This window comes from Shimia litoralis (genome assembly GCF_005518135.1).
GTDB lineage: Bacteria > Pseudomonadota > Alphaproteobacteria > Rhodobacterales > Rhodobacteraceae > Shimia_E > Shimia_E litoralis.
On the sequence record NZ_SULI01000011.1, the window covers coordinates 42391 to 68330 of the forward strand.

Below are 25940 nucleotides of genomic sequence, written 5' to 3' on the forward strand. Positions count from 1 at the left end.
AGAAAGATCAGGCTCCGGGTACAGAGGTCGAGGTTGTGTCCCCAAGACCTGTTGTCTTGGCTTTGGCAGACGCCAGCGTGTCGCGCAACTCGTTTTCCATCACTTTGAGGTCTTCTTCGGCGGCTGCGCGCTTGGCCTTGCCTTCGTCTGCGATCTGAAGGCTTTCCTGAATTGTGCCTATCAAATCTGCATTGGCTTGTTTCACGGCTTCGATGTCGAAGACACCGCGCTCCATTTCTTCGCGGATCAGCTTGTTGGACTGACGCAGGTTGCTTGCATTGGACGTCAGAAGTTCATTGGTCAAATCATTGGCTTCGCGCACTGCGGCGGCGGCTTCTGCGGACCGTTGAATGGTGACGGCTTGGGCCAGTTGTGTTTCCCAAAGCGGCACTGTGTTGACCAGTGTCGAGTTGATTTTGGTCACCAGAGATTTGTCATTTTCCTGTACCAAACGAATGGACGGCAACGATTGCATCGTGACCTGTCGTGTCAGCTTAAGATCATGTACGCGGCGCTCAAGGTCATCGCGGGCAGCGCGTAGATCGCGCAGTTCTTGTGCCACCATGACTTGATCGGTCTCGTTGGCAGCTTGAACGGCGGCTTCTTTTTCGGGGATATCCGTGCTGTCCAGCTCGGCAATTTTGGCTTCACCCGCCGCAATATAAAGAGCCAGCTCGTCGTAAAAGTTGAGCGTGCGATCATACAGCATATCCAGCGACTTGATATCTTTGAGCAGCGTATGTTCGTGCGTCAACAGATTGTCTGTAATCTTGTCAATCTGTCCTTGAACCTCTTCAAAGCGGGCGGTGAATTTAGCAAATGGGGCCGCCCGTCCGATCAGTTTTTCCCAGAACGAACGTTCGCGTCGCACATCGAGTTCGTTCACAGAAAAACCGCGGATCGTGGTCACAATGCTGCGCAAGCTATCTCCTGCAGGGCCCACGTCTTTGTTCCGGACATCGGCCAGCATCGCCTGACTGATTTCCTGAAGCTCGGCTTGGGCGCCTGATCCAAAGGCCACGATTGACGTGGTGTTGGTCATGTCCAGTTCAGCCATGCGTTTTGTGATTTCTTCACTTAACGGCGCATCGGCGTCTTGCAATGACACAACGGCCCCTGCGTCGGTTGGCTCGGGCAGCACAACCGCCGTGATCTCATCGACCTGAGCAAGGGTGGCTTGGGCTTTTTGACGTACAGTGTCAGACATTGAATTTACCTCTTGGGCTAGTGTGCGTCACTGCGGACGCCCTCGCGCTGCAGTCGTTCACGCAGCACTTCGATTTCGATTGTCAGGTCGCTCTTGTCATCCAGCAACAGTTTTTGCGTTCGCGCGGCAAAGTTCTGTTCCAGATCATTGAGCAGCGCTTCATAGTCTGTTCTGGCTTGGGCGTCGCGATTACGTGCATAAATGTCCGAAAACTTGATCGTCGCATCACGTGCGCCCATCAAATAGACACTCAAATACTTTCTAGCGGCGGTCAAATCTCTGGGATCGTCTTCAATGGTTCGAAACAGCTGGCGTACGGTGGTTTGAAAATGCGCCACCCGCGTTTCGAGCGCGCGATCACCTGACCGCATGATGGCATCGCTCATGGCGGCCAAATGGGTTTCGGCCTCGTCGACGGCGCGTGCAACGCGATCATTCTGGAACTGGTCGACGCCTTCGAGGCCCTTGTCCGAAAGCGGATCAAGCCCAAACGCGAAGCCGTGCAGAGCCGACCCGATCACACCGTAAATTGCTGCCTCTGGAACTCCCGCACCAGACGCCCATCCCGCAAGCGCCAAGCCGATGCCCGTTAAGAACGATCCGGCAATTTTGCGCGGAAAAACAGGGCGACGTGCCACTTTGCGTGCGTCATAGGCTTCTTGTGCCAAAAGGCCTTCTCTGGTGAGCCATGCGGCACATATCAGTATCGCCAGAGCGCCAAGATTTAGGCCAAGCGCCACTGGACCGTTGCCAAATGCCTGCCAAATAAGGGGCAGAGGCGCGATAAACAGCATATTGATGCGCCCGCCCACGCGGCTGCGCTTGGCGTTTTGAAACGTGCCTGATGGTTGAAGCGGCTCCGAACTTGCGTGGCTGTCGGGGCTGAATTTTCCGCCAAATTTCTGCGCCATTACACGCCCCCTGCAATGGAGACATAAAAGATCAATATCACAAGCAATACAAATGCCAGTTTTTGTAACCCAGTGCCGGACATCGTGTCCAATTCCCCCGCTAAGCCTGCCCAAAACTTAGGTAGTTTCGCGCGCGGATACTAGGGGGAACATATTGTGCGATAACTCATGCCTGAGGGCGCGATATTTTGCGCATCGCAAGTTAGGCCCACCTTGCGGGTCACGTCATGGTGGGCCGCATGGTTTTAGCGTGTGCGGGTACGCTTTGGTTTTGGGCGGGCTTCTGGTGCTTTGCCGCCATCAAGACCAAGCTGGTCGCGCATGACGCGTCGGCGAATTTCTTCGACTTCGCCAGATTTGAGTTGACCAAGTTGAAAAGGTCCGTAAGAGACGCGGATCAAGCGGTTCACAGCCAAACCGACGGTTTCCATAGCCCGGCGAATTTCACGATTTTTACCTTCGCGAAGTCCAATAGTGATCCACGCGTTGGCGCCTTGCTGACGGTCAAGAGAGACCTCCATGGGCTGAAAGCGCTCGCCTTCAATTGTGATCCCCTTGCGCAAGGGGGCCAATGTATCCTCGGTCGGGCGACCGTTCACGCGCACGCGGTATTTGCGCAGCCATCCCGTTGAGGGCAGTTCGAGCTTGCGTTTGATGTCTCCGTCGTTGGTAAGCAACAACAGGCCTTCGGAATTCAGGTCAAGGCGTCCGACAGACATGACTCGCGGCATGTCCTCGGGCAGAGCGTCAAAAATCGTCTCGCGGCCTTTTTCGTCTTTGTGGGACGTCACAAGACCTGTTGGCTTGTTGTACAGCCACAAGCGTTCCGGCTCGGCTTCCTTGATGGGCTTGCCATCGACGGTGATCCGATCTTTGTCCGTCACATTCAGTGCAGGGCTGGCAAGTGTCTTGCCATTGACGCTGACGCGCCCTGCTTGGATCATGCGTTCGGCTTCGCGACGGCTGGCAACGCCGGCTCGTGCAAGAACTTTGGCGATGCGGTCGCCTTCTGGTGTTTGCTGAGTCATGCAGGGTTCCTAGCGCTTAATCAGGGATTGCGAAAGGGGCTTTGACGGTGCATCCCTTAGGGATGGTATTTACGAGCTATATGGATTTGGCGCTGCAAGAAGCCCGCGCAGCACAGGCGCGGGGCGAAGTGCCTGTTGGCGCTGTGCTCGTGTCCCCAGACGGACAGGTGGTGGCGCAGGCCGGAAACCGGACGCGAGAGCTTTGTGATCCGACGGCGCACGCAGAGATACTGGCGCTGCGTGCAGGGGGATTGATCCTTGGGTCCGAGCGATTGACCGGATTTGACCTGTACGTGACGCTGGAACCATGCCCGATGTGCGCCAGCGCCATATCACAGGCGCGGATCGCGCGGGTGTATTATGGTGCCGATGACCCAAAGTCCGGCGGCGTGGCGCATGGGCCGCGGGTTTTTGACCACCCTCAAAGCCATCACACTCCCGAAGTTTATGACGGGATCGGGGCTTTGGAAGCCGAAAACCTGTTACGTGCCTTTTTTGCAGGCAAGCGGCGTTAGGGCGACGTACCTTGCCCGCCACCCACCTGCGCCCTAGCGCCGGCAAAAAGGGGGCTTGGGCGAGGGGGGCGGGCTTTGACTTACAATTCGATTGGTTGCAGGATTTCCGGCTCGATTACGTCCACATCCGGTAGCCCCTCGGCAAGATCTTTGGCCGATTGTTCGAGGATCGGGAAGCTGCGGTAGTGATAGGGGATCACGGTTTTGAAATTGAAATAACGCTTGGCGGCATATGCGGCGGCTTTCATGTCCATGGTGAAATGGCCACCAGCGCTCAGAATACCGACGTCCGGACGATAGTAATCACCGATCCAGTCCATGTCCGCCATTATGTCCGTATCCCCGGAAATATAGATCGTGCGGCCCTCGGCGCGCAGAATATATCCGCATTCGCTGCCAGCCGCTAACGGGCCTGTTTCACTGGCCATCGTCGAGGAATGGACCGCGTTGACCATGGTCAACTGCACGCCGCCCAAATCGACGGTGCCGCCCTTGTTGAAACCGACGGTGTCAACGTGTTCATGCGCGCCCCAATGGGACATTAGATCATACTGACCCACGATCGGGATCGACAGCTTGCGCGCCAGCGGCAGCATATCGGCGACGTGGTCGATATGGGCATGCGTCAGGATCAGGTGTGTCGCGCCGCGCACAGCTTCGTCCTGTTTGTCCAGCGGCAAAACAGGACTGTCCGTCAGCCATGGGTCAACCAGCAGAACCTGCCCTGACGTTTCAATGCGCAATGATCCGTGCCCAAGCCAGATGATTTTCATGTCATTCTCCCTGTTGGTTTTGCGGCACGTTAACACGGCTTCGTCATTTGGAAAGGCCCGTCTTGCGATCGTGCCTGCTGGGGCAAAGCCCGGGACTGGCCAACGCCGTGGGGCTGATTTGCGATCCTCAAAATGGGGCAGGGGGGTCCAGTTTGGGGCCTTCGGTCGGGCTGAGTGCTTGCACCGCCCTTTGCGGGGCGCTAAAGGCTTGGGCCAAGTTGCAACCGGAGTATTGGCATGTCGATTGACAAGGACACCGCCGCGCGCGTGGCAAAGCTCGCGCGGATCAAGGTCGAAGAGGACGCGCTGCCCGCGCTGGCGCAGGAATTCAACACCATCCTCGGCTTTATCGAACAGTTGAACGAAGTCGATGTCGAAGGGATTGAACCGATGACGTCGGTCACACCGCAGCGCCTGAAGCGGCGCGTCGATGAAGTGACGGACGGCAATCAGCAAGACAAGGTGCTCAAGAACGCGCCTGATGCGCGCGAAGGCTTTTTTGCGGTTCCGAAGGTAGTAGAATAATGACTGATCTCAATACACTAGGTCTTGCTGAGGCCCGTGATAAACTACGCGCAAAAGAAATCACCTCTGTGGATTTGACACAGGCTTGTCTGGACGCCGCAGAGGCATCCGGGGCCTTGAATGCGTTTGTCCACCACACACCAGACATTGCTTTGGCGCAAGCGAAAGCAGCGGATGCGCGTTTGGCGACAGGCGACGCGCATGACATGTGCGGGTTGCCATTGGGCATCAAAGATCTTTTCTGTACAAAAGGTGTTGCGAGCCAAGCAGGCTCAGCGATCCTTGAAGGGTTTAAGCCCGAATACGAATCTACCATTACGCAAAACTTGTTCGACGCTGGCGCAGTGATGCTCGGCAAGTTGAACATGGATGAATTTGCGATGGGGTCTTCGAACGAAACCTCAGTTTACGGAAATGCGGTCAGCCCGTGGCGCCGTGGCAACGACGATACTGCTTTGACACCCGGCGGGTCGTCTGGCGGGTCTGCGGCAGCCGTGGCAGCCGATCTATGTCTGGCGGCGACCGGAACGGATACCGGGGGTTCGATCCGACAGCCCGCAGCCTTTACCGGAACTGTGGGAATTAAGCCGACGTATGGTCGGTGCTCGCGTTGGGGCGTCGTTGCGTTTGCGTCTTCTTTGGACCAAGCGGGTCCGATGACAAAGTCCGTGCGGGACGCGGCGATCATGCTCGAGGCGATGGCAGGTCATGATGCCAAAGACAGCACAAGTGCCGAATTGGCTGTGCCAAATTTCGAAGCTATGCTCACCGGAGACATTCGCGGGAAAAAGATCGGTATTCCAAAAGAATATCACATGGACGGCATGCCCGAAGACATCGAAGCCCTGTGGGCGCAAGGCCGCGAGATGCTCAAGGCTGCAGGTGCTGAGATCGTCGATATCAGCTTGCCACATACAAAATACGCGTTGCCCGCGTATTATGTGATTGCGCCGGCCGAAGCGTCTTCGAACCTCGCGCGTTATGACGGTGTGCGCTATGGTCATCGCGCCAATCTGGCGGCAGGGGACGGCATCACCGAGATGTACGAAAAGACCCGCGCCGAAGGCTTTGGTCACGAGGTCCAGCGCCGCGTGATGGTGGGCACATATGTATTGTCTGCTGGTTTCTATGACGCGTATTATAACCGCGCTCGGCGTGTGCGCGCGCTGATCAAGCGTGACTTTGAACAGGTTTTTGCCGCGGGCATTGATGCCATCCTGACACCGGCGACGCCATCGGCGGCCTTTGGTCTGGGCGAGATGGACAACGAAGATCCGGTGAAAATGTATCTGAACGACGTATTCACCGTCACCGTAAACCTTGCTGGATTGCCTGGTATTTCGGTTCCAACAGGTGTGGACCACCAAGGTTTGCCGTTGGGGCTTCAGTTGATTGGCCGTCCATGGGAAGAGGGCGATTTGCTCAATACTGCCTATGCGCTTGAGACAGCTGCCGGTTTTGTAGCCAAGCCCGGAAAATGGTGGTAAACCTGTTCAAAACAACATTGAGCAGGCACACGACATGCGAGCTATATTGACAGGCTGCGCCATTTTGGCGCTGGCCGCATGCCAACCCAAAATTCCCGATAGCGCCGCAGGCGTTGGGTTTGACAATGCGGTGTTGTCACCGCCCCCCCCCGCACCGGTGCAGACCGTTGCGGCGGTTCCACCGCCGACGGCTGTGTCTGAAGAGGCGATGCTTAAACCGGTTCCAACCATTGCGGCGTCAAAACCCAAACCACAAAGCGTGCGAGTCACCTCGGCACCCGTGCAGACACCTCAAGCCAAACCACCCGCGACAGCCAGCGCTGTTACGGCTGCGCGTGCGAGCGCGGCTGAACCAGCGTCACCGAGCCGCGCAACACCAAGTAGCCCGCAAAAGACACCTGACGGCGTTGTGCATGCAAGCCCGTCCAATCCTGCACCAGGAACAAGCAGCAATGCGGGCATTTCGGATGAAAATGATTTTGCCGCTGTCGGGTCTCGGCGCTCGATAGAAGACGATGCTGCGCGCAAGGCACAGAATTCGGCCAACTATCAACTTATTCAACCGACAGCCGTGCCTGCCAGAACGAACTCTGGTCCGAATATCGTTGCGTTTGCACTGTCGACAACGCATGCGGTGGGCACGCAAGCGTATGGTCGCATTGGCCTCACCAGTAAATCCCGCCATGCCAAGGCATGTGCGAAATATCCATCAAGCAACGAAGCCCAAAGCGCATTCTTGGCCAAAGGTGGCCCAAAGAATGATCGGTTGGGCTTGGACCCTGACGGCGATGGCTATGCGTGTGGTTGGAATCCTGCCCCATTTCGCAAGGCTGCGCGGGGCGGTTGAGCGCTGTGAGCGAGATGCTGTATGCCCCGTGCCAGAGTTATGGGCCCAGACGTGCAGTGGGAGCGCCAGAAATCATCGTGCTGCACTATACGGCGATGCACAGCGCCCAAGCCGCGCTGGATCGGTTGTGTGACCCTGACATCGAGGTGTCCGCGCATTACCTGATCGCAGAAGACGGATGCGTCTGGAGCATGGTGCCCGAAGACATGCGGGCGTGGCATGCGGGTGCTGGCCAGTGGCGCAACATTCAGGATGTGAATTCACATTCCATCGGCATCGAGCTGGCCAACTGTGGAGATCACCCGTTCAGCGAACCACAGATGTATGCGCTGGAAACGTTGATGCAGGATGTCATGGCGCGATGGGGAATCGCCCCCATAGATGTCATTGGACATTCAGATATGGCACCGGATCGAAAGATTGATCCGGGCCCGCGTTTCGACTGGCGCAGATTGGCCCGCCAAGGGCTGTCCATTTGGCCAGATGGGGTGCTGGGTCCAGAGATCGATGTCGCGCAATTTTGTGCCGCCTTACATCGCTTTGGATACCCCGAGTGCCCTTTTGAGACCCTGCTTAACGCGATGCGCCTCAGGTTTCGGCCTTGGGGGCGCGGCCCGCTAGCATCGGAAGATATGGCGATCGCCACGGCATTGGCGCGGCTGAGGTAAGATGCCGGGCACTGTATCTCACGAGTTGACCATTCCTGTGTGACCTCCTATTTGGTCAGGGCGCAGAGGGCTGGATGGCCGCGGGGCCTTAGGGTCGCGAGGAAAGTCCGGACTCCACAAGGCAATGGTGCCGGGTAACGCCCGGCTGGGGCAACCCAAGGGAAAGCGCCACAGAGAACAGACCGCTTTGGTGTGTCGCTTGCGGCAGACCAGAGTAAGGGTGAAACGGTGGAGTAAGAGACCACCGCGGGACTGGTAACAGGACCGGCAAGGCAAGCCCCACCAGGAGCAATGCCGAATAGGAACCTCGCGCGGGATTGATCGGTTCGCCGATATCGCCGCAGGGACGCTTTGGCCCAGAGGTTCGGGTTGGCAGCTAGAGAGAATCTGGTAACAGATTCTCAAGATGAATGGTCATCCAGAGGAGGGTTCCTCCTTGGACAAAATCCGGCTTATAGGCCCTCTGCGCAAAAAATCAGGGTCGAAAATGCACGGATCGACATAAACCTGTGATGAATGCTGGGTTTCTTGCCAACAAGCTGTTGACTCGGGCGCAGGCATCCGTAAAAGGCACCTTCATGAGATTTTCACGAGGCGTTGTGCCTCGCGCAGGAGAAGAAAAATGGCGAAGCCTACCACAATCAAGATCCGCCTGAACTCGACCGCGGGCACGGGCCATTTCTATGTGACCAAAAAGAACGCGCGAACCATGACCGAAAAGATGGTCGTACGTAAGTACGATCCGGTGGTGCGCAAGCATGTCGAGTACAAAGAAGGCAAGATCAAGTAAGATCACTTTCTTAGACACATGCAAAAGCCGTACCAACTCTGGTGCGGCTTTTTGCTTTTGACGCTTTCGGCTGCACCTGAATTTCCAAATTCGAAATTCCAGGAAGCCGATTATGCCCCCCCTATCTTTCTCTATTCGCGCCGCTGGTGCGTCCGACAGAGTGCCCGTAACGCGGTTACTGCGCCGCTCTTACCCTCAGCTCTTGTGTCACGATTATGCACCTACAACGCTGCGCGCTGCCTTGCCGCTTATTACGTCGGCGCAGCCATCGTTGTTGGGGTGTGGGACATATTTTCTGGCCGAGGATGACGAGACAGGCGTGGTGATCGGCGCAGGGGGCTGGACAGACTTTAGCCCCGCAAGAGGCATCTCAGCCGTCGGAGATGGCCATATGCGCCATTTGGCGACGGATCCTGACCATTTGCGCCGCGGTGTGGCACGCGCCCTGACACAGCATGCCTTGGCTTCGGCCTACAGGTTTGGAATGCAGCGCATGCATTGCATGAGTACCCTGAGCGCGCAGGCATTTTATGCTTCGATGGGATTTGAAGCCTATGGAGAGATAGAGCTGACGCTGGCGCCGGGAGTGTATTTCCCGGCGGTGCAGATGATCCGGGATGTCTGTTGAAGGCGCTTTTGACTGTGCTAAAACAAAACGGGCCGGTCACATATGACCGGCCCGATGTTCGTATCTGATTATCCGAACTGGTTGCTTATTCGCGGTTGCCCAGCAGTTGAAGCAAGAACATGAACATGTTGATAAAGTCCAAGTACAGGTTCAGCGCGCCCATGATGGCGGCCTTGCCCAGCCACTCTTGATCGCCGGAATGCGCCATTTGCAGATAAGTTGTTTTGATTTTCTGCGTGTCATAGGCGGTCAGGCCAGCAAAGATCAAAACGCCGAGCACAGAGATTGCGAAGTGGATTGCAGGCGAGCCAAGGAAAATGTTGATGATCGAGGCCACCAAAATGCCGATCACGCCCATGATCAGGAATGATCCCCAACCCGATATGTCTTTCTTGGTGGTGTAACCATAGAGGGACAGACCAGCAAACGCGATCGAGGTGACGAGGAAGACTTGAGCGATCGAAAATCCGGTGAAGGCCACGAAAATCCAAGAAAGTGACAGGCCCATGACGGCGGCGAACACATAGAAGAACAATTGTGCGCCCGCAGCGGACAGTTTGTTAATCGCGGCCCCAAAGGCAAAAACCATGCCCAAAGGCGCAAACATGATGATCCAGCCCAAGATATTCGGCTTGAGCGTCATAGGATCACGGAACATACCAAGAAGTTCGGGTGTAGAGCCAACGGCCCATGCCACCGCAAAGGTCAGCAACATGCCAACGGACATGGTGCTGTACACTTTGTTCATGTGGGCGCGAAGTCCCGCGTCAATCTGGGCAGCGCGCGAACCTGCGGTACCCTGGATTGTGTCAAATTCAGCCATCAAAGCCTCCGATATTGAACGATTGAGCGGTCAAGCCGCCTTTGTGTCTAATATCGGTGAGCCTGCGCGTCATTTCAAGGAATTACAGCCAAATTTGACAGATTTTCCGACTCAGCAGCGCCAAGTGGAAGGAACATCCCATGCAGGGCGCTTGGCTTCGAGAGCAGCATCTTGGCGGCTGAGGCCCATATCACGTAATGCAGCGTCATCCAGACGGGCCAGCGCTTTGCGTTGGCGGCGCAGGGCGATCAGGTCACCAATGCGGAATGACTTGGCGGAAAAGAGACCGGCGCGGCGACCGAGGGCAGTTACAGAAGTCATAGTCTTGTCCTTTCTCGATTTGAGATGGTTTTGTGTGTTTGTATCAATTTGTTTGATGTATATGGCACTGTGTGATAAATTTTAAAAACGAATGTTTATGAAGTGATGTATCAGGATATGTGATGATATGCGAAATCTTGACGTAACAACCCTGCGAAGCTTTGTGGCCGTGGCCGACCTTGGAGGGGTGACCAAGGCTGCTGGGTTCCTGCATTTGACACAGTCAGCGGTGTCGATGCAGTTGAAGCGACTTGAGGAACTGATCGGTGTCGACCTTTTGGACCGATCTGGGCGTGGCATTGCTTTGTCGCCAGCTGGGGAACAGTTGCTTGGCTATGCGCGCCGGATGGTGTCCCTGAATGACGAGGTGATTCGTCGTTTGACGCATGACGAGTTTGAAGGCGAGATCACTCTGGGTGTGCCGCACGACATTGTGTACCCCGTAATTCCACGTGCGATGCAGCAGTTTGCGGCGGCTTACCCGCGGATTAAGGTGCATTTGATCGCGTCCTATACCCGAGGGCTGAAGCCGCAGTTTGAAAAGGGCGAGGCGGACCTTATTCTGACCACCGAACCTGAAACTGGGGCCGGAGCCGAAGAATTGTGCACTTTGCCATTGGCATGGATCGGTGCGCCCGGCGGGGCGACATGGCGCAGGCGGCCTTTTCGCATGGCTTCGGGCAAGAATTGTTTGTTTAGGGTCGGGGCCATTCGGGCGTTGGATCAGGCGGGCATCGAATGGGAAATGGCCGTCGAGACAGAATCTGAACGCACTGTTGAAGCCACCGTCAGCGCAGATTTAGGGGTGATGGCCATGATCGAAGGCACAGAGCCACCGCATCTGGAGGTGATCGACCATGGTGGGGCCTTGCCAGACCTTGGTGTGCAGCACATCAACATGTACGGCGCCCAAGAAGCCAAGGGTGAGGTGATCACGTATTTGGCTGATTTGTTGAGAAAAGGGTTCCAACCCCTCCATGGGCGCCAAGAGACAACTTCGGCAACGCGTCGGTTGGTTGCCGTCGGTAAATAGAAAGCGGTCAGATTGAGAATTCAACGAGGCACGTGATCTTGCCTCGTTGATGTTTCGCAGAGCGGCCTAGGGCATGGTGACAACGACTTTGCCAGTCGACTTGCGACTGCGCAGCAATTCCATCGCATCTGTGGTGTCTTCCAAGGGCACCACGTGGCTAATATGCGGAGTAATGCGCCCCGCAGCGTGCCATTCAAAGAGTGTGGTCAGGCTGTCTTTGATCACTTGTGGCTTGAAACCAAGATACCCCCCCCAATAGAGGCCCATCACGGTCAGGTTCTTAACCAGCAAATGGTTGGCGGGAACTTGGGGGATATCTCCGCTGGCAAAGCCGATCGGCAAGAGACGCGCTTCGGGATTACAGGCGCGAAAAGCGGCTTTGAATTGGTCTCCGCCAACAGGATCATACACCACATCAGCCCCACCAAGCGCTTTGACTTCGGCGCGAATGTCTTGGTGTGTGGCGTCAATCAGGTGGTCAGCGCCAGCCTTTTTGGCCACGGCAAGTTTGTCAGCGCCGCGCGCACACGCGATCACGGTTGCACCCATCAGCTTGCCGATTTCAACGGCGGTCAGTCCGACGCCGCCTGCTGCGCCAAGTACAAGCAAAGTTTCGCCCGGTTGTAGGCGCGCACGATAATCCAAGGCGACATGGCTGGTGCCATAGGCGATCAAGAAGGCAGCGGCGTCTTCAAACGACATTGACTCTGGGATGGGGACGGTACGTACAGCATCAAAACAGCCGAACTCGGCCAAACCGCCTTTGCCGCCAAACACGGCCACGCGTGTCCCAACTTCTGGGCCTGTCACGCCTTCTCCAAGCGCATCGACCACGCCTGCTACCTCCATGCCGCACACAAACGGAAGGGCAGGGGTGTCTTGATAGGTGCCCTTTTGCATAAGGAGGTCCGCAAAATTCAATCCGCAGGCATGAATGCGCAGGCGAATCTCGCCGGGGCCGGGGGTGGGAACGGGAATGTCTGTAACTTTCCCGGGTGTTTCGTGTGATGTGATTTCAAATGCGCGCATAGGACCTCCAGAGTTCAGTGTCGGATACATACTGTGTTCTTTGATGTCAAAAACAACGCCAATGACCCATCCAGTCGAGTTCCGCAACGTCACTAGGACAAGCTGAGATTGAGCGCGCTAAGGGGAGGTAGCGGTAGGCTTGTGTCAAAAACCTTGATCACGTGTCCAAAACTGCTAGTGTAAGGCTGTCGCTGTAGGGATGCGCGGCGACTTGGGAAAACTCTATGAGCTGTTTTGTGGATGGCTCATGGGATATTGTTCGAACCAAAGTTAAATTTTTGAGGAGTCGTGTGATGACGCACCCTGTCGATGTCCATGTGGGAAAACGTATCCGCCAGCGCCGCTGGTTGACGGGTATGACCCAACAACAGTTGGCACAGCAAGTTGGCATCAAATTTCAACAGATTCAGAAATATGAAACCGGTGCAAACCGCGTGAGCGCGTCTCGTCTTTGGGATATCGCTGATGCGCTTGAAGTACCGGTCAGCTTTTTCTTCGAAGGAATCGAAGTTGACGAGGCCGAGGGTCAGTCTGCGGATACACCAAGTAAAGTGCCTGCAGATTTGATGGGCGATAAAGAGGCGCTGGATCTTGTGCGCTCTTATTACTCTATCCCAGAAAATCAGCGTCGCCGTTTGTTCGAGCTTGCTCGGGTTTTAAGTGACGTAGCTTGAGTTTTTCTTCCCCCTAGGCTAGCGCAATGATTGTAAAGGCAAAGGGATCGGGTGGATGGACGCAAGTGAAAGAAACGCGCTGATCGAAGCGGCATTTGCGATGGCGGATGCCGCTCGTTTTGTGATCACTCCATATTTTCGCAAACCTGGACTGTCTGCAGACAACAAGCTGCAAGACGGCTTTGATCCTGTGACCGAAGCGGATCGAGCTGCAGAACTTGCGATGCGCGATGTGCTTGCGAAAATGCGACCTGACGACGGCATTTGGGGCGAAGAGTTCGGACAAAGCGCAGGTAAAAACGGGTTGACCTGGGTGCTTGATCCAATCGATGGCACAAGAGGATTTATCAGCGGCACACCGACGTGGGGGGTTCTGATTGCTGTCTCTGATGACACAGGCCCCATCTTTGGCATTGTCGATCAGCCCTATATTCAAGAGCGGTTTGTGGGGGGATTTGGGCATGCATATGTTCAAGGCCCATTTGGCCGCCAAGAGCTTGCCACACGTCAGACGACATCATTGTCCGATGCCATCTTGTTTACGACATTTCCTGAAGTGGGAAGCCCGGAAGAAGGCGCCGGATTTCGGGCGGTGTCTGACAAGGTCAAGCTGACCCGCTATGGGATGGATTGTTATGCCTATGCTTTGATCGCTGCGGGGCAGGTTGATCTCGTGATCGAAGCGGGGTTGAATGCCTATGACATTCAAGGACCCATTGCAGTGATCGAGGCCGCAGGCGGTGTTGTCACCAACTGGCAGGGCGGTCCAGCCCATCAGGGCGGGCGGGTTCTTGCCGCCGCAAACGCACAAATTCATGCGATGGCGCTTGAGATTCTAAAAACTTATTGAGTGGCCCGACGTGTCGCTGTAGCCTTTCCGCGCGTCGAGTCCTTTGCCCGTCTTCTGTCGGCGTCGTCACACTTCAGTTTCCGAAGCGGGCCATATGAAGTGTGAAAGGACTCCGATATGTCTGAAATTCTGATTCGAAATGCATCCACTGTTTTGACAATGGATGACACGCGGCGCGAACTCTCCCAAGTTGATATCCGTCTTCGAGACGGCGTGATTGCCGAAATCGGCAGTGATTTGGTCAGCGACGCAGAGGTCATCCAAGCCGCAGGGTGTGTGGTGACACCCGGTTTGGTGAATACGCACCATCATCTGTATCAAAGCATGACACGCGCGGTTCCTGGCGGGCAGGATGCGTTGTTGTTTGGCTGGTTGCAGACGCTCTATCCGATCTGGAGCCGATTTGGCCCTGAAGAAATGTTTGTATCAGCACAGGTTGGTTTGGCCGAGCTTGCGCTTTCGGGATGCACTTTGACCTCTGATCATTTGTATCTGTATCCCAATGGGGCACGATTGGATGATACGATCCACGCAGCAGCAGAGGTCGGGATGCGGTTTCATCCGACGCATGGCTCGATGAGTATTGGTGAGAGCGATGGGGGCTTGCCCCCAGATAGCCTTGTCGAAAATGAAGCTGATATCCTGAACGAGTCGATCCGCCTCATTGATCGGTTTCATGATGCGTCAGAGGGATCGATGGTCCGTGTCGGTGTTGCGCCATGTTCACCGTTTTCCGTCAGCCGCGACCTGATGCGCGATGCTGCGATTCTGGCGCGGGACAAAGGCGTGATGATGCATACTCATCTGGCTGAAAACGAAGAGGATATCTCTTATTCCCTTGAGAAATTCGGCTGTCGGCCCGGTCAGTATGCCCAAGATCTCGGGTGGGTTGGTGACGATGTCTGGCATGCGCATTGCGTCAAGCTGGATGGTCGGGAAATTGATCTTTTTGCCAAAAGCCGAACGGGTGTCGCGCATTGTCCTTGTTCAAACTGCCGATTGGGCAGCGGAATCGCACCTGTGCGCGCCATGCGTGATGCAGGCGTCAAGGTTGGGCTTGGTGTTGACGGGTCTGCCAGCAATGATACAGGCAACTTGGTACTTGAGGCACGCCAATCCATGCTGCTGCAACGGGTTTCTCAGGGTGCGGACGCCATGAGTGCCCGCGAGGCACTGGAAATTGCGACTCGGGGTGGCGCAGAGGTTCTGGGGCGTGATGATTGCGGTCAAATCGCGGTTGGAAAACGGGCTGATATTGCGATCTGGGATGTGACGGGCATTGAAAGCGCCGGAAGCTGGGACCCTGCGGCGCTGTTGCTGGCTGGGCCAACAAAGGTGCGTGATCTTTTCGTTGAAGGAAAACAGATTGTGCGCGATGGCCACGTGACGACGCTAGACGTGCCGAAAGTGATCGAGCGCCAAAACGCTCTGGCCCTCACACTGGCTGGGTAATCAAGTGCCGCAAAATGCGAAAAGGCGCAGCCTAAGCTGCGCCTTGTTCACCGTTCTCTCATTTCAGAGAGAAATTGGAGCGGGCGAGGCGATTCGAACGCCCGACCCTAACCTTGGCAAGGTTATGCTCTACCCCTGAGCTACGCCCGCTTCCTTGGGTGAGCCGTGGAATACTCAAGGTCTTGGGTCACCGCAAGAGAAAAATTGCAATTTCTTTCAATGTCATCCGAAAGGCCTGAAAATGCGAAAAGGCGCAGCCTAAGCTGCGCCTTGTTCACTGTTCTCTCATTTCAGAGATAAATTGGAGCGGGCGAGGCGATTCGAACGCCCGACCCTAACCTTGGCAAGGTTATGCTCTACCCCTGAGCTACGCCCGCTTCCTTGGGTGAGCCGTGATCTAATTAGACTCGGGCGAAGCCGCAAGAGGAAAATGGACCAACAGCGAAAAAAATGTCATTTGAGCGACGGAACCCCTGATCTGCGGCGTATAGGATATATGAACATGAATTTTTCTCCCAAGTTGACGCGTCGCACCCTGATTATGGGGCTCTCGGCATTCCCCGTTGTAGCCTTTGCGCATGCTGGCCATGGCGCGGCGCGTGTATCCGCCGATGCCAAAGTTCTGTCGGCAAAACAGAGTTGGATGCGGCTTAAGATTACAATCTTGAACCTTGGGAGTACCCCAATTGTGTTGCACGGCCTGTCCGCGAGTGGCGCTTCGGCGACGCCGTTGCCCGCCCCTTTTGAGATCGGGGGGTTTGACGGGGCGGATGTGGTGTTCGAGCTGACGTTCCAATCTCTGGTGCCGTCTGCATTTACCGCGCAACTTGATTTTGCAGAGCACGGCAGCGCACCGGTGCTGGTGGCGCATTAGGATATAGAAAGACTGAGGATTAAATGATCACATTAGAGAATATGCGTTTGGGGGCGCTGGCCGCCGTAATATTGATTGGTTTTGCTGTCGAGGGGCGCTCGGATTCGGATCGTACGTCTACTGTTGATTACGGTGACGTGGTCGCGTCGAGCCTGCAAACTCCCTGTAGTCGGGCAGAACACCGCACGGGTGGCGCATAAAACAGTTAGGCATTGAATGCGTGCAACGCGGTGATGTGCCTCGTCGCATCTGCATGAACGGGCGGAATTCGCCCGTATTGTTATGAACCCTATTCCAAAAGACATTTTGCATCTGTGGATCAGGTGGTTAGAAAGACCTAATTCAATTTACAAGCATCGAGGGCCATCGCGTGTCACAGTGCATCGTGTCGCTTTCTTCTATTCCGCCGCGCTTCGACAGGATCGGCCCAACTCTGGACAGTTTACTGGCCCAAACCGTCACGCCGGATCGGATCATTCTGTATATCGCGCGCACATATCGCCGGTTTCCCGAATATGACGGTCAGCTTCCCAAGGTTCCTGATGGCGTTGAAATTCGAGTGCTGGATCAAGACTATGGTCCCGCGACCAAAGTGTTGCCGGCGGCCAAGGAGTTCGCCGGGACGGACACCGAGATATTCTTTGGGGATGATGATCAGATTTACCCGCCACATTTGATCGAACGGTTGCTGGCCAGTCGGGCCAAACACCCTCAGGCGTGCCTTGCGGTGTGTGGGGCGCAATTTCCGCCCGTGCCCGGAACCGTGCGCACATACGAGGAACATCCAAGATGGTTGCGCAAATGGCGTGTGCTGGATGTGCCGTTTCAACTCCGGATGTTCGGAGTTTGGCTTGGGGCGCGTCTTACGGGGCGGCATTTCATTGAACCGCCACGGCGCTCGACATTGCGCCCGGGGTACGCCGACGGGTTTCAGGGGTATCTGGGCGTGCTTGTGCGCCCCGAGTTTTTCCCTCAGGAAAGCTATGATATCCCGGAGTTTGCATTTCCAGTCGATGATGTCTGGCTTTCGGGGCAACTCACACGTGCAGGACATCCGACGTGGGTCGTTGGTGGGTGGGGCGAGCCAAATCTTGAATCACGGGTGACCGACTATGGATTTGACCAAAACGCCTTGTTCCTGAACCAGTTTGACGGCAAGGGGCGTGGTGAACTGGATGCGGCCGTGGTGCGGTATTTCCGCGAGACTTATGGCATTTGGGGCTGACACAATGCGCTACGTGATTACACTTTCGACCATTCCTTCGCGGTTTTCTTCGCTTGGTCCGACTTTGCGGCGATTGCTGCGCCAATCGGTGAAGCCGGAAAAGGTTATTCTGTATATCCCGTACGCGTATCGGCGGTTTCCTGACTGGGACGGAGTTTTGCCGGATGTGCCCGAAGGCGTCGAGATTCACCGGACGGATGAAGACTATGGTCCGGCGACCAAAATTTTGCCCGCGATCAAAGAGTTTCGCGGACAGGATATAGACATTTTGTTTTGTGATGATGACATGGTGTATCGGCGCACATGGGCGGCCGGTTTCCTGCGCGAACGTCGCCACAAGCCGCATGCGTGTCTTGCGGTGTGCGGACACGATGTACTGGGGTCGCCATGGGACGACCGCGTGGACAAATCTTTGCGTCGACCAGTGCGGACGTGGCGCGTGACCGACCTTGAGAACTATGCGCGCATGGGGGTGTATTGGGTCAAAACGCGGGTCCTGAAACAGCCGACGACCCATATCGGTCGGCGTGTGCATATTTTTGGTGGATACCGGGACATCTTTGAGGGCCACGCAGGTGTCATGGTACGCGCGTCGTTCTTTTCAGAGGATGCGTTCGAAATCCCCGACATTATGTGGAGTGTTGATGATTGCTGGTTGTCAGGGCAAGCCATGAAAAACGGACACCCTGTTTGGGTGGTTCCGCGTCAAATAGAACCTTCGTCCTTCGCGCTGTATAAAACGGATGCGCTGCACGAGGCGGTTTTGGATGGTGCCGACAGGGATCAGGCCGACCGCCATACCGAGGCCTATTTTCAGGAAACCTACGGTCTCTGGAAGTAAGCAGCGGCGCAGATTTGTTGTCTGCGCCGCCGTATGTCTTATTCGAACTCGATCAACAGATCTTTTGCATCAATTTGACCGCCAGCCTGCGCATGCACTGCCTTGATCGTGGCGTCGCGTTCTGCGTGGATGCCTGTCTCCATTTTCATGGCTTCAATTGTCAGCAACATATCGCCTTCTTTGACCTGCTGGCCCTGTGTGACGGCGACCGTTGCGACAACACCAGGCATCGGGGCCCCGATATGATCAGAGTTGCCCGCTTCTGCTTTGGGCCGCTGGATGGTCGTGGACTTTACCAACCGGTTTGGAACGCGGATGACACGGGGTTGACCATTGAGTTCAAAGAACACTTTGACTTCGCCGTTTTCGTCGGTCTCGCCAAGTGCCTGAAGACGGATTTCCAAAGTTTTTCCGGGGTCGATTTCTGCCGTGATTTCTTCGCCAGGTTCCATCCCATAGAAAAATGTGCGCGTTGGAAGCGCCCGCACTGGCCCGTAAAGGCGATGCCGACCCATGTAATCCAAAAAGACCTTGGGATACATCAGGTAACCGTTCAGGTCCTCGTCATCGACCTCATACCCCTCGAGCTCTTTGGAAAGCTCGGCGCGCGTGGCGTCAAGATCAACAGGGGCCAAGTGCTTGCCGGGGCGTTCTGTGTTGGGCGCTTCGCCCTTAAGAACCTTGTGGGTGATCCCCTCTGGAAAACCACCATGAGGTTGCCCAAGGTTGCCGCGCATCATGTCGACCACCGAGTCCGGGAAAGACACATCGGTGTCGGGGTCTTCAACTTGGTCGCGGGTCAAACCTTGGCTGACCATCATCAAGGCCATGTCTCCAACGACCTTGGAGGACGGTGTGACTTTGACGATATCCCCAAACATTTGGTTCACATCGGCGTACGTTTGGGCCACCTCTGACCATTTCTCCTCGAGCCCAAGACTACGGGCTTGGGCCTTGAGATTGGTAAACTGGCCACCGGGCATTTCATGCAGGTAGACTTCGGAAGCCGGAGACGCGAGGCCGGATTCGAACGCAGCGTATTGGGCGCGAACGCCTTCCCAATACTCGCTGATTTCACGGATTGCACCCACATCCAAACCAGTGTCGCGATCTGTATGGCGCAGGGCTTCTACGATTGACCCCAAACATGGCTGGGACGTCCCCCCCGAGAACGCATCCATGGCGGCGTCGACGGCATCTACACCTGCCTCGGCGGCGGCAAGGATTGTCGCCCCTGCGATACCGGATGTATCATGCGTGTGGAAGTGGATCGGCAGCCCAACCTCTTCTTTAAGAGCCTTGATCAACACCCGCGCAGACGCAGGCTTGAGCAGACCCGCCATATCCTTGAGACCAAGCACATGTGCTCCTGCGGCCTCTAGGTTCTTGGCCATATCGACATAATACTGCAGATCGTATTTCGTGCGGCTGCTATCAAGCAAATCTGCTGTATAGCAAATCGTGCCTTCGCAGATTTTGCCAGAGTCCACGACGGCGTCCATCGCAACGCGCATGTTTTCAACCCAGTTCAGGCTGTCAAACACCCGAAAGACGTCAACGCCTGTATCCGCAGCCTGACGCACGAATTCCTGAACGACATTGTCCGGATAGTTGGTGTAACCCACCCCGTTCGACGCCCGAAGCAACATCTGTGTGAGCAGGTTTGGCATGGCGGCGCGCAAATCGCGCAAGCGTTTCCATGGGCATTCCTGCAAGAAACGATATGCCACGTCAAAGGTGGCACCGCCCCAGCATTCTACGCTGAACAGCTGTGGCAGGTTCGCAGCGTAGGCTGGCGCTGCCTGAATCATATCAATCGACCGCATGCGCGTTGCCAATAGGCTTTGATGTCCGTCGCGCATTGTTGTGTCGGTCAACAACAGCTGGGGTTGCGCCTTCATCCAGTCGGCAACAGCCTGCGCACCTTTTTCCTCCAGCAAGTTGCGCGTGCCGTAAGCCGGTTGATCGCTCTTTGGTTTGGGCGCGCGCGGCGCTTTGAGATCCTGCGCTGGCTCTGGACGGTCTGTGGTTTCCGGATGTCCGTTTACGCTGATGTCGGCAATATAGGTCAACACTTTGGTGCCGCGGTCACGACGTTTTGCAAACTGGAACAGCGCAGGCGTTTCGTCGATGAATTTGGTGGTATATTGGTTCGTGAGAAACGTGGGATGTTTCAGCAGGTTTTCGACAAAGGCAATGTTGGTGCTGACGCCACGAATACGGAATTCGCGCAGGGCGCGGTCCATCCGTGCGATGGCTTTTTCAGGTGTTTGTGCGTGCGCCGTGATTTTGGTCAACAAGCTGTCGTAATACCGGGTAATCACCCCACCTGCATAGGCCGTGCCGCCATCCAGACGGATACCCATACCCGTTGCCGACCGATAGGCGGTGATACGGCCATAGTCGGGGATAAAGTTGTTTTGCGGGTCTTCGGTGGTGATGCGGGTTTGCAGGGCATGCCCATTCAGGCGGATGTCATATTGGCTGGCTTTGCCGGTGGCTTCGGCAATGGATTTGCCCTCGGCGATCAAAATTTGGGCCTGCACGATGTCGATCCCCGTGACTTCTTCGGTGACCGTGTGCTCGACTTGAACGCGTGGATTGACCTCGATGAAATAGAACTTGCCAGTCTCCATATCCATCAAGAATTCGACAGTTCCGGCGCACTCATAGTTGACGTGTGCGCAGATTTTGCGCCCCAGCTCGCAAATTTCTTCGCGCTGGGCTTCTGACAAATATGGCGCAGGGGCGCGCTCGACGACTTTTTGGTTCCGGCGTTGGACCGAACAGTCGCGTTCGTAGAGGTGATAGATATTACCGTGGCTGTCGCCAAGAATTTGAACTTCGACGTGGCGCGCACGGGTGATCATCTTTTCCAGATACCCTTCGCCGTTGCCAAAAGCGGCTTCGGCCTCGCGGCGACCTTCCAGTACCTTTTCCTCGACCTCGGCTTCAGAAAAGATCGGGCGCATGCCGCGTCCGCCACCGCCCCAACTGGCCTTGAGCATAAGCGGATACCCAACTTCGGCTGCTTCCGCTTTGATGGCGTCCATATCGGTGCCCAGAACCTCGGTTGCGGGGATGACGGGAACACCCGCTTGGACCGCGACCTTGCGGGCGCTGGCCTTATCGCCCAGAGCGCGCATCGTGGCCGCTTTGGGACCGATGAAGGTGATGCCGTTTGCGGCGCAGGCGTCCACAAAATCCGGATTTTCCGACAGGAGACCGTAGCCGGGATGGATGGCATCGGCCCCGCATTCCTTTGCGACTCTGATGATCTCGTCGATCGACAGATATGCCGCAACCGGCCCCATGTTTTCGCCAATACGATACGCTTCGTCTGCTTTGAAACGGTGCAAAGACAGTTTGTCTTCTTCGGCGAATACAGCAACCGTGCGCTTGCCCATTTCATTGGCGGCGCGCATCACACGGATGGCAATTTCGCCACGGTTTGCGATCAGGATCTTGTTAAAGGTGGTCATCGGCAGGCTCCCCTTCATTGGTGTCTGTCGTTAAAGTTGCCAAGGCGTAAGATACGCGAGCAGGCTCGCGCAATACCAAGGACTGCGTAATTTTGGACAAGTTGTGCAGGGAATCGCACCAATCCTTGTCTGTTAGAACGGCACCTGTGTTTTCTCTTGCGACATGTTTGCGCAATCAGATTCGTTTCTGACTTACTTCGTCTAGATGGGTTGCCCCAAGTTGGCCCATGTTGGCGCGCAAATCTTTGTCAAGAATGTCGACCAAATGCGCAGGGCCTTTGGCGCCCAATGCGGCCAGCGCATAATGAAACCCCCGCCCGAGCATGACGAAATTTGCGCCCAGTGCCAGCGCCCTCAAGATATCAAGTCCGGTTTCGATGCCGCTGTCCAAAATAATGGGCAGGTCTGTGGCCGCGCGAATCGCAGGAAGCGCATCAATCGTCGCTTGAGCCCCATCAAATTGCCGACCCGCATGATTAGAGACCCAGATCGCATCGACGCCTGCTGCCTGAAGGTGCGGCACATCCTGTGCGCGCATCACCCCTTTGACAATCAACGGACCTTTCCAATGCTCGCGCAGCCACGCCAAATACGTCCAATCTGGCGATGTCCTAAGCAAATACCCCGCATGGTTGGTCGAGCTTAGTCCGGTGAGGTTTTCGGCATATTCATCTATCAGACGCATGCGGGGCATGCCCATGCGTGCGGTTCCCATGGCCCACGCTGGACGGGTTGCGACTTGGGCCAATAGCCGAGGTGTCAAACGTGGCGGGGTGGTCAAACCGGATCTGACCTGACGCTCGCGGCGGCTGGCGACGGGCACATCCACAGTTAGGATCAAGGTGCTGAACCCTGACGCGCGTGCCCGTTCAAGCATATCTTTGCGAATGGTCTCGTCGCGCGGAGGATACATCTGAAACCAGCCATGATCGCCCAAACACGGGGATATGGTTTCGGGCGTTTGGCTGGCCACGGTCGACAGGGAATAGGGGATATTGGCAGCCTTGGCGGCCTTGGCCAGCAACCGTTCTGCATCGGGCCAAATCAACCCGGACATACCAACGGGCGCGATCCCGATTGGCAGTGGGTAGGTCTGGCCTAACAAGTTTGTGCTGAGATCGGGTGTGATTTCACCATGAAGAATCGATGGCTCGAACAACACGCGGTCCAATGCGGCCCTGTTGCGGGCTTTGGTGTGCTCATTACCGGTGGCGCTGTCCAGAAATTCCCAGACAAATTTCGGTACCCTGCGGCGGGCGCGGGCGCGTAGATCGGAGAGAGCGGGGTATTGGCTGTGCAAATCCATGCCATAGCTTTGGGGGTTGGGCGCCGATTGTCCACAGAAAACGGCGGGAACATAAGTGGAACGTGCCTTTCCCTTGGGTGCAAGAACGGCTAGATTGGCGCGCATGAGCAGTTTTGATGAACATGATGCCTTCGAAGGCGCCTCGTTGTCCGCGCGTGCAATGGCCGCGCGGCCCATGCCGTATCTGGATGAATTGAATCCGGCACAGCGCGAGGCCGTTGAAACGCTGGATGGCCCGGTCCTGATGCTGGCCGGTGCGGGCACTGGGAAAACCAAAGCGCTGATGGCGCGGGTGGCGCACCTGATCATGACTCGCAGAGCGCAGCCCAATGAAATTCTGGCCGTGACATTTACAAACAAGGCCGCGCGCGAGATGAAAGAACGGTTGGGAAAAACACCCTTTAATCTACCCGCACCAATAAAATGGATGGGCACTTTTCACTCGTTATCTGTCAAAATTTTGCGGCGACACGCGGAGCTTGTGGGAAGTTCTTCTGTTGGAAACGCTGTCACTGTTCGTGAAGTGGGGGCATTTGACCAAGGCCCTGTTCCCAACCCAAATATTGGGAATGAATTTGCGGACCGCCCTGAACTACACCTCAAGTCAAACTTCAGCATCCTTGACTCGGATGATCAACAGCGCGTTCTAAAGCAGCTAATTAGAGCCAATCACATTGATGACAAACGATGGACTGCACGTCATTTGGCTGGCCTGATTGACGGATGGAAAAATCGTGCGTTGACGCCAGACAAGCTATCTTTGGATGACGCAGAACAATTTAACAATATGGCGGGAACATTATACGCCCAATACCAAACGCGTCTGCTTGAATTGAATGCCTGTGATTTCGGGGATCTCATTCTGCATGTCGTGACGATCTTTCAAAAGCACACCGATCTGCTTGAACAGTATCGTCGCTGGTTCCGCTATGTTCTGGTGGATGAATACCAAGACACCAATGTCGCCCAATACCTGTGGCTGCGCCTGCTGGCGGGGGGCCACAAGAACATCTGTTGTGTGGGCGATGATGATCAATCCATTTACGGATGGCGTGGGGCCGAGGTGGGCAATATCCTGCGGTTTGAAAAGGATTTTCCGGGCGCGCATGTGGTCAGGTTGGAACAGAATTACCGCTCGACCGAGCACATTCTGGCTGCCGCTTCCAATATCATCCAAGGCAACGAGGACCGGCTGGGCAAGACCCTTTGGACCGACCGGAAAGATGGCGAAAAAGTCCGCCTGATCGGCCATTGGGATGGTGAAGAAGAAGCCCGCTGGATTGGCGAAGAAATCGAATCGATGCAGCGCGGCACGCGCGGAATGGGGGCGCGATCTTTGGATGATATGGCGATTTTGGTACGTGCGTCTCACCAGATGCGCGCGTTCGAAGACCGCTTTCTGACCATTGGTTTGCCCTATCGCGTGATTGGCGGCCCAAGGTTCTATGAACGTTTGGAAATTCGCGATGCGATGGCCTACTTCCGGCTGGTGGTCTCGCCTGATGACGATTTAGCGTTCGAGCGTATCGTGAACACACCCAAACGTGGTCTGGGCAATGTCGCCCAGCAGAAAATACAAGCCTGCGCACGGGCCAACGGTGTGTCGTTGATTGAGGGCGCGCGTATTCTGCTTGAGGAAAAGGGGCTTGGTGGAAAGGGCGGCAAAGAGCTGCAGCTCTTGGTGGATAATCTGGCGCGGTGGCGCGGCGACATGTTGGGGCCGCGAATTCAAGTTCAACTGGATGATGACGCGGTCTTGGATGATGGGCCGATACAGGGTGCCCCAACACCGGAATATGGCACGCCGGATGTGACCCACATCGAGTTGGCCGAGGTTATCCTGGACGAATCCGGTTATACGACGATGTGGCAGAACGACAAAACGCCAGAGGCCCCCGGTCGGTTGGAAAACCTTAAGGAATTGGTCAAAGCGCTTGAAAATTTTGAGAACCTGCAAGGGTTTTTGGAGCACGTCAGCCTGATCATGGACAATGAAAGCGACGAAGCTGAACCCAAAGTGACCATCATGACGTTGCACGGTGCCAAGGGGTTGGAATTTCCGGCGGTGTTCCTTCCTGGTTGGGAGGACGGGTTATTCCCGTCGCAACGCAGCATGGATGAAAGTGGCCTTAAAGGCCTCGAAGAGGAACGTCGTCTGGCCTATGTGGGCATCACGCGGGCCGAAGAATTGTGCACCATTTCTTTTACAGGAAACCGATTGGTGTATGGGCAGTGGCAATCCCAAATGCCATCGCGATTCATTGATGAGCTACCCGAAGCTCACGTTGAAGTCCTAACTCCGCCGGGCCTTTATGGTGGCGGATTTGGCGCGGCGTCCCGCTCGGGGGCGGCATCTGGTATCGAAGCGCGGGCCGAGTCAGCGAATGTGTACAACTCTCCGGGGTGGAAGCGCATGCAAACGCGGGCCGGGCAATCGGGTGGCGCGAAACCCAAGACCAAGGGCAATCCCATCATCGATCTTGAAGCTGTGGCCAGCTTTTCTGTCGGGGATCGCGTGTTCCACCAAAAGTTTGGCTATGGGTTCATTATGGAAATCGAAGCCGACAAACTGGGTGTGGATTTCGAAAAAGCAGGTCTCAAGAAGGTTGTGGCGCGGTTTGTGACCGCGCCAGATGATATTCCGTTTTAGA

25 protein-coding genes, 2 tRNA genes and 1 other RNA gene are annotated in these 25940 nt (G+C 55.8%); 17 read left to right on the plus strand and 11 right to left on the minus strand.

The window, feature by feature from the left end:
• Positions 1–7: 7 nt before the first annotated feature.
• From FAP39_RS10595 to FAP39_RS10605, 3 genes are all read right to left on the minus strand, one after another.
• Positions 8–1207: a toxic anion resistance protein gene (locus tag FAP39_RS10595; protein WP_138016374.1), complete on the minus strand. Its 1200-nt coding sequence runs from the start codon at positions 1205–1207 to the stop codon at positions 8–10.
• A gap of 17 nt (positions 1208–1224) precedes the next feature.
• Positions 1225–2118, minus strand: a complete 894-nt coding sequence (locus tag FAP39_RS10600) for a 5-bromo-4-chloroindolyl phosphate hydrolysis family protein (protein ID WP_138016375.1) — start codon at positions 2116–2118, stop codon at positions 1225–1227.
• Between the two features lie 245 nt (positions 2119–2363).
• Positions 2364–3146, minus strand: coding sequence for a pseudouridine synthase (locus tag FAP39_RS10605; protein WP_138016376.1), 783 nt, complete (start codon positions 3144–3146; stop codon positions 2364–2366).
• 62 nt (positions 3147–3208) lie between these two features.
• Between FAP39_RS10605 and FAP39_RS10610 the strand changes: the two genes are divergently transcribed.
• Positions 3209–3661, plus strand: a complete 453-nt coding sequence (locus tag FAP39_RS10610; RefSeq protein ID WP_138016425.1) for a nucleoside deaminase — start codon at positions 3209–3211, stop codon at positions 3659–3661.
• An 80-nt stretch (positions 3662–3741) separates the two neighbouring features.
• Here the strand turns inward: FAP39_RS10610 and FAP39_RS10615 are convergent, their stop codons facing one another.
• Positions 3742–4434: a metal-dependent hydrolase gene (locus FAP39_RS10615; protein ID WP_138016377.1), complete on the minus strand. Its 693-nt coding sequence runs from the start codon at positions 4432–4434 to the stop codon at positions 3742–3744.
• Positions 4435–4671: 237 nt separating this feature from the next.
• On the opposite strand from FAP39_RS10615, the gene gatC reads away from it, so the two are divergent.
• The 7 genes from gatC (at position 4672) to FAP39_RS10650 (ending at position 9379) form a co-directional block, all read left to right on the plus strand.
• Positions 4672–4959, plus strand: a complete 288-nt coding sequence (gene gatC / locus FAP39_RS10620; protein WP_138016378.1) for an Asp-tRNA(Asn)/Glu-tRNA(Gln) amidotransferase subunit GatC — start codon at positions 4672–4674, stop codon at positions 4957–4959.
• Entirely contained in the window at positions 4959–6446 is a 1488-nt protein-coding gene (gene gatA, locus FAP39_RS10625) for an Asp-tRNA(Asn)/Glu-tRNA(Gln) amidotransferase subunit GatA (protein WP_138016379.1), read from the plus strand. Before gatC ends, gatA begins: the two co-directional genes overlap by 1 nt.
• A 34-nt stretch (positions 6447–6480) precedes the next feature.
• Positions 6481–7293, plus strand: coding sequence for a hypothetical protein (locus tag FAP39_RS10630; RefSeq protein ID WP_138016380.1), 813 nt, complete (start codon positions 6481–6483; stop codon positions 7291–7293).
• Positions 7294–7307: 14 nt separating this feature from the next.
• Positions 7308–7961: an N-acetylmuramoyl-L-alanine amidase gene (locus tag FAP39_RS10635; RefSeq protein WP_138016426.1), complete on the plus strand. Its 654-nt coding sequence runs from the start codon at positions 7308–7310 to the stop codon at positions 7959–7961.
• A 62-nt stretch (positions 7962–8023) separates the two neighbouring features.
• Positions 8024–8432, plus strand: an RNA gene (rnpB, locus tag FAP39_RS10640) — RNase P RNA component class A.
• 151 nt (positions 8433–8583) lie between these two features.
• The gene (gene rpmG / locus FAP39_RS10645) at positions 8584–8751 is read left to right on the plus strand and encodes a 50S ribosomal protein L33 (protein WP_007814563.1); all 168 of its coding nucleotides are present in this window, start codon (positions 8584–8586) and stop codon (positions 8749–8751) included.
• A 112-nt stretch (positions 8752–8863) separates the two neighbouring features.
• Positions 8864–9379, plus strand: coding sequence for a GNAT family N-acetyltransferase (locus tag FAP39_RS10650; RefSeq protein ID WP_138016381.1), 516 nt, complete (start codon positions 8864–8866; stop codon positions 9377–9379).
• A gap of 85 nt (positions 9380–9464) precedes the next feature.
• Here the strand turns inward: FAP39_RS10650 and FAP39_RS10655 are convergent, their stop codons facing one another.
• Both FAP39_RS10655 and FAP39_RS10660 read right to left on the minus strand, forming a co-directional pair.
• Positions 9465–10202, minus strand: coding sequence for a Bax inhibitor-1/YccA family protein (locus FAP39_RS10655; protein WP_138016382.1), 738 nt, complete (start codon positions 10200–10202; stop codon positions 9465–9467).
• Between the two features lie 111 nt (positions 10203–10313).
• On the minus strand, positions 10314–10523 hold the full coding sequence (locus FAP39_RS10660; RefSeq protein ID WP_138016383.1) for a DUF1127 domain-containing protein: 210 nt from the start codon (positions 10521–10523) through the stop codon (positions 10314–10316).
• Positions 10524–10650: 127 nt separating this feature from the next.
• Between FAP39_RS10660 and FAP39_RS10665 the strand changes: the two genes are divergently transcribed.
• Complete coding sequence (locus tag FAP39_RS10665) at positions 10651–11556, plus strand: LysR family transcriptional regulator (RefSeq protein WP_138016384.1); 906 nt, start codon at positions 10651–10653, stop codon at positions 11554–11556.
• Positions 11557–11622: 66 nt separating this feature from the next.
• Here the strand turns inward: FAP39_RS10665 and FAP39_RS10670 are convergent, their stop codons facing one another.
• On the minus strand, positions 11623–12585 hold the full coding sequence (locus tag FAP39_RS10670; RefSeq protein ID WP_138016385.1) for an NADPH:quinone oxidoreductase family protein: 963 nt from the start codon (positions 12583–12585) through the stop codon (positions 11623–11625).
• Positions 12586–12878: 293 nt separating this feature from the next.
• On the opposite strand from FAP39_RS10670, the gene FAP39_RS10675 reads away from it, so the two are divergent.
• From FAP39_RS10675 to FAP39_RS10685, 3 genes are all read left to right on the plus strand, one after another.
• Entirely contained in the window at positions 12879–13259 is a 381-nt protein-coding gene (locus tag FAP39_RS10675; protein WP_138016386.1) for a helix-turn-helix domain-containing protein, read from the plus strand.
• 55 nt (positions 13260–13314) lie between these two features.
• Positions 13315–14109, plus strand: a complete 795-nt coding sequence (hisN, locus tag FAP39_RS10680; RefSeq protein WP_138016387.1) for a histidinol-phosphatase — start codon at positions 13315–13317, stop codon at positions 14107–14109.
• A gap of 117 nt (positions 14110–14226) precedes the next feature.
• Positions 14227–15561: an 8-oxoguanine deaminase gene (locus FAP39_RS10685; RefSeq protein WP_138016388.1), complete on the plus strand. Its 1335-nt coding sequence runs from the start codon at positions 14227–14229 to the stop codon at positions 15559–15561.
• A gap of 75 nt (positions 15562–15636) precedes the next feature.
• Here the strand turns inward: FAP39_RS10685 and FAP39_RS10690 are convergent.
• Positions 15637–15711 (minus strand) — tRNA-Gly (locus FAP39_RS10690).
• 152 nt (positions 15712–15863) lie between these two features.
• Positions 15864–15938, minus strand: a tRNA-Gly gene (locus FAP39_RS10695).
• Positions 15939–16063: 125 nt separating this feature from the next.
• Here FAP39_RS10695 and FAP39_RS10700 point away from each other — a divergent pair.
• The 4 genes from FAP39_RS10700 (at position 16064) to FAP39_RS10710 (ending at position 18501) form a co-directional block, all read left to right on the plus strand.
• Positions 16064–16435 (plus strand): hypothetical protein, encoded by a 372-nt coding sequence (locus FAP39_RS10700; RefSeq protein ID WP_138016389.1) that lies wholly within the window; start codon positions 16064–16066, stop codon positions 16433–16435.
• A gap of 23 nt (positions 16436–16458) precedes the next feature.
• Entirely contained in the window at positions 16459–16635 is a 177-nt protein-coding gene (locus tag FAP39_RS17540; protein WP_171006832.1) for a hypothetical protein, read from the plus strand.
• A gap of 170 nt (positions 16636–16805) precedes the next feature.
• Positions 16806–17660, plus strand: a complete 855-nt coding sequence (locus FAP39_RS10705; protein WP_138016390.1) for a glycosyltransferase family A protein — start codon at positions 16806–16808, stop codon at positions 17658–17660.
• A 4-nt stretch (positions 17661–17664) separates the two neighbouring features.
• Entirely contained in the window at positions 17665–18501 is an 837-nt protein-coding gene (locus FAP39_RS10710) for a glycosyltransferase family 2 protein (protein ID WP_138016391.1), read from the plus strand.
• 38 nt (positions 18502–18539) lie between these two features.
• Here the strand turns inward: FAP39_RS10710 and FAP39_RS10715 are convergent, their stop codons facing one another.
• Complete coding sequence (locus FAP39_RS10715) at positions 18540–21983, minus strand: pyruvate carboxylase (protein WP_138016392.1); 3444 nt, start codon at positions 21981–21983, stop codon at positions 18540–18542.
• Positions 21984–22158: 175 nt separating this feature from the next.
• Positions 22159–23289, minus strand: a complete 1131-nt coding sequence (locus tag FAP39_RS10720) for an alpha-hydroxy acid oxidase (protein ID WP_138016427.1) — start codon at positions 23287–23289, stop codon at positions 22159–22161.
• Between the two features lie 103 nt (positions 23290–23392).
• Here FAP39_RS10720 and FAP39_RS10725 point away from each other — a divergent pair, with 103 nt between their 5' ends.
• A complete protein-coding gene (locus FAP39_RS10725) occupies positions 23393–25939 on the plus strand; it encodes an ATP-dependent helicase (RefSeq protein ID WP_138016393.1) in 2547 nt (848 codons plus the stop codon).
• Position 25940 lies beyond the last annotated feature (1 nt).

Coding starts and splice junctions, on each gene's coding strand:
- FAP39_RS10710 (WP_138016391.1), top strand. CDS start 17,665: ATGCGCTACGTGATTACACTTTCGACCATTCCTTCGCGGTTTTCTTCG.
- FAP39_RS10715 (WP_138016392.1), bottom strand. CDS start 21,983: ATGACCACCTTTAACAAGATCCTGATCGCAAACCGTGGCGAAATTGCC.
- FAP39_RS10610 (WP_138016425.1), top strand. CDS start 3,209: ATGGTATTTACGAGCTATATGGATTTGGCGCTGCAAGAAGCCCGCGCA.
- FAP39_RS10675 (WP_138016386.1), top strand. CDS start 12,879: ATGACGCACCCTGTCGATGTCCATGTGGGAAAACGTATCCGCCAGCGC.
- FAP39_RS10725 (WP_138016393.1), top strand. CDS start 23,393: ATGAGCAGTTTTGATGAACATGATGCCTTCGAAGGCGCCTCGTTGTCC.
- FAP39_RS17540 (WP_171006832.1), top strand. CDS start 16,459: ATGATCACATTAGAGAATATGCGTTTGGGGGCGCTGGCCGCCGTAATA.
- rpmG (WP_007814563.1), top strand. CDS start 8,584: ATGGCGAAGCCTACCACAATCAAGATCCGCCTGAACTCGACCGCGGGC.
- FAP39_RS10600 (WP_138016375.1), bottom strand. CDS start 2,118: ATGGCGCAGAAATTTGGCGGAAAATTCAGCCCCGACAGCCACGCAAGT.
- gatC (WP_138016378.1), top strand. CDS start 4,672: ATGTCGATTGACAAGGACACCGCCGCGCGCGTGGCAAAGCTCGCGCGG.
- FAP39_RS10655 (WP_138016382.1), bottom strand. CDS start 10,202: ATGGCTGAATTTGACACAATCCAGGGTACCGCAGGTTCGCGCGCTGCC.
- FAP39_RS10660 (WP_138016383.1), bottom strand. CDS start 10,523: ATGACTTCTGTAACTGCCCTCGGTCGCCGCGCCGGTCTCTTTTCCGCC.
- FAP39_RS10615 (WP_138016377.1), bottom strand. CDS start 4,434: ATGAAAATCATCTGGCTTGGGCACGGATCATTGCGCATTGAAACGTCA.
- FAP39_RS10665 (WP_138016384.1), top strand. CDS start 10,651: ATGCGAAATCTTGACGTAACAACCCTGCGAAGCTTTGTGGCCGTGGCC.
- FAP39_RS10630 (WP_138016380.1), top strand. CDS start 6,481: ATGCGAGCTATATTGACAGGCTGCGCCATTTTGGCGCTGGCCGCATGC.
- gatA (WP_138016379.1), top strand. CDS start 4,959: ATGACTGATCTCAATACACTAGGTCTTGCTGAGGCCCGTGATAAACTA.
- FAP39_RS10685 (WP_138016388.1), top strand. CDS start 14,227: ATGTCTGAAATTCTGATTCGAAATGCATCCACTGTTTTGACAATGGAT.
- FAP39_RS10595 (WP_138016374.1), bottom strand. CDS start 1,207: ATGTCTGACACTGTACGTCAAAAAGCCCAAGCCACCCTTGCTCAGGTC.
- FAP39_RS10670 (WP_138016385.1), bottom strand. CDS start 12,585: ATGCGCGCATTTGAAATCACATCACACGAAACACCCGGGAAAGTTACA.
- hisN (WP_138016387.1), top strand. CDS start 13,315: ATGGACGCAAGTGAAAGAAACGCGCTGATCGAAGCGGCATTTGCGATG.
- FAP39_RS10635 (WP_138016426.1), top strand. CDS start 7,308: ATGCTGTATGCCCCGTGCCAGAGTTATGGGCCCAGACGTGCAGTGGGA.
- FAP39_RS10700 (WP_138016389.1), top strand. CDS start 16,064: ATGAATTTTTCTCCCAAGTTGACGCGTCGCACCCTGATTATGGGGCTC.
- FAP39_RS10650 (WP_138016381.1), top strand. CDS start 8,864: ATGCCCCCCCTATCTTTCTCTATTCGCGCCGCTGGTGCGTCCGACAGA.
- FAP39_RS10720 (WP_138016427.1), bottom strand. CDS start 23,289: ATGGATTTGCACAGCCAATACCCCGCTCTCTCCGATCTACGCGCCCGC.
- FAP39_RS10605 (WP_138016376.1), bottom strand. CDS start 3,146: ATGACTCAGCAAACACCAGAAGGCGACCGCATCGCCAAAGTTCTTGCA.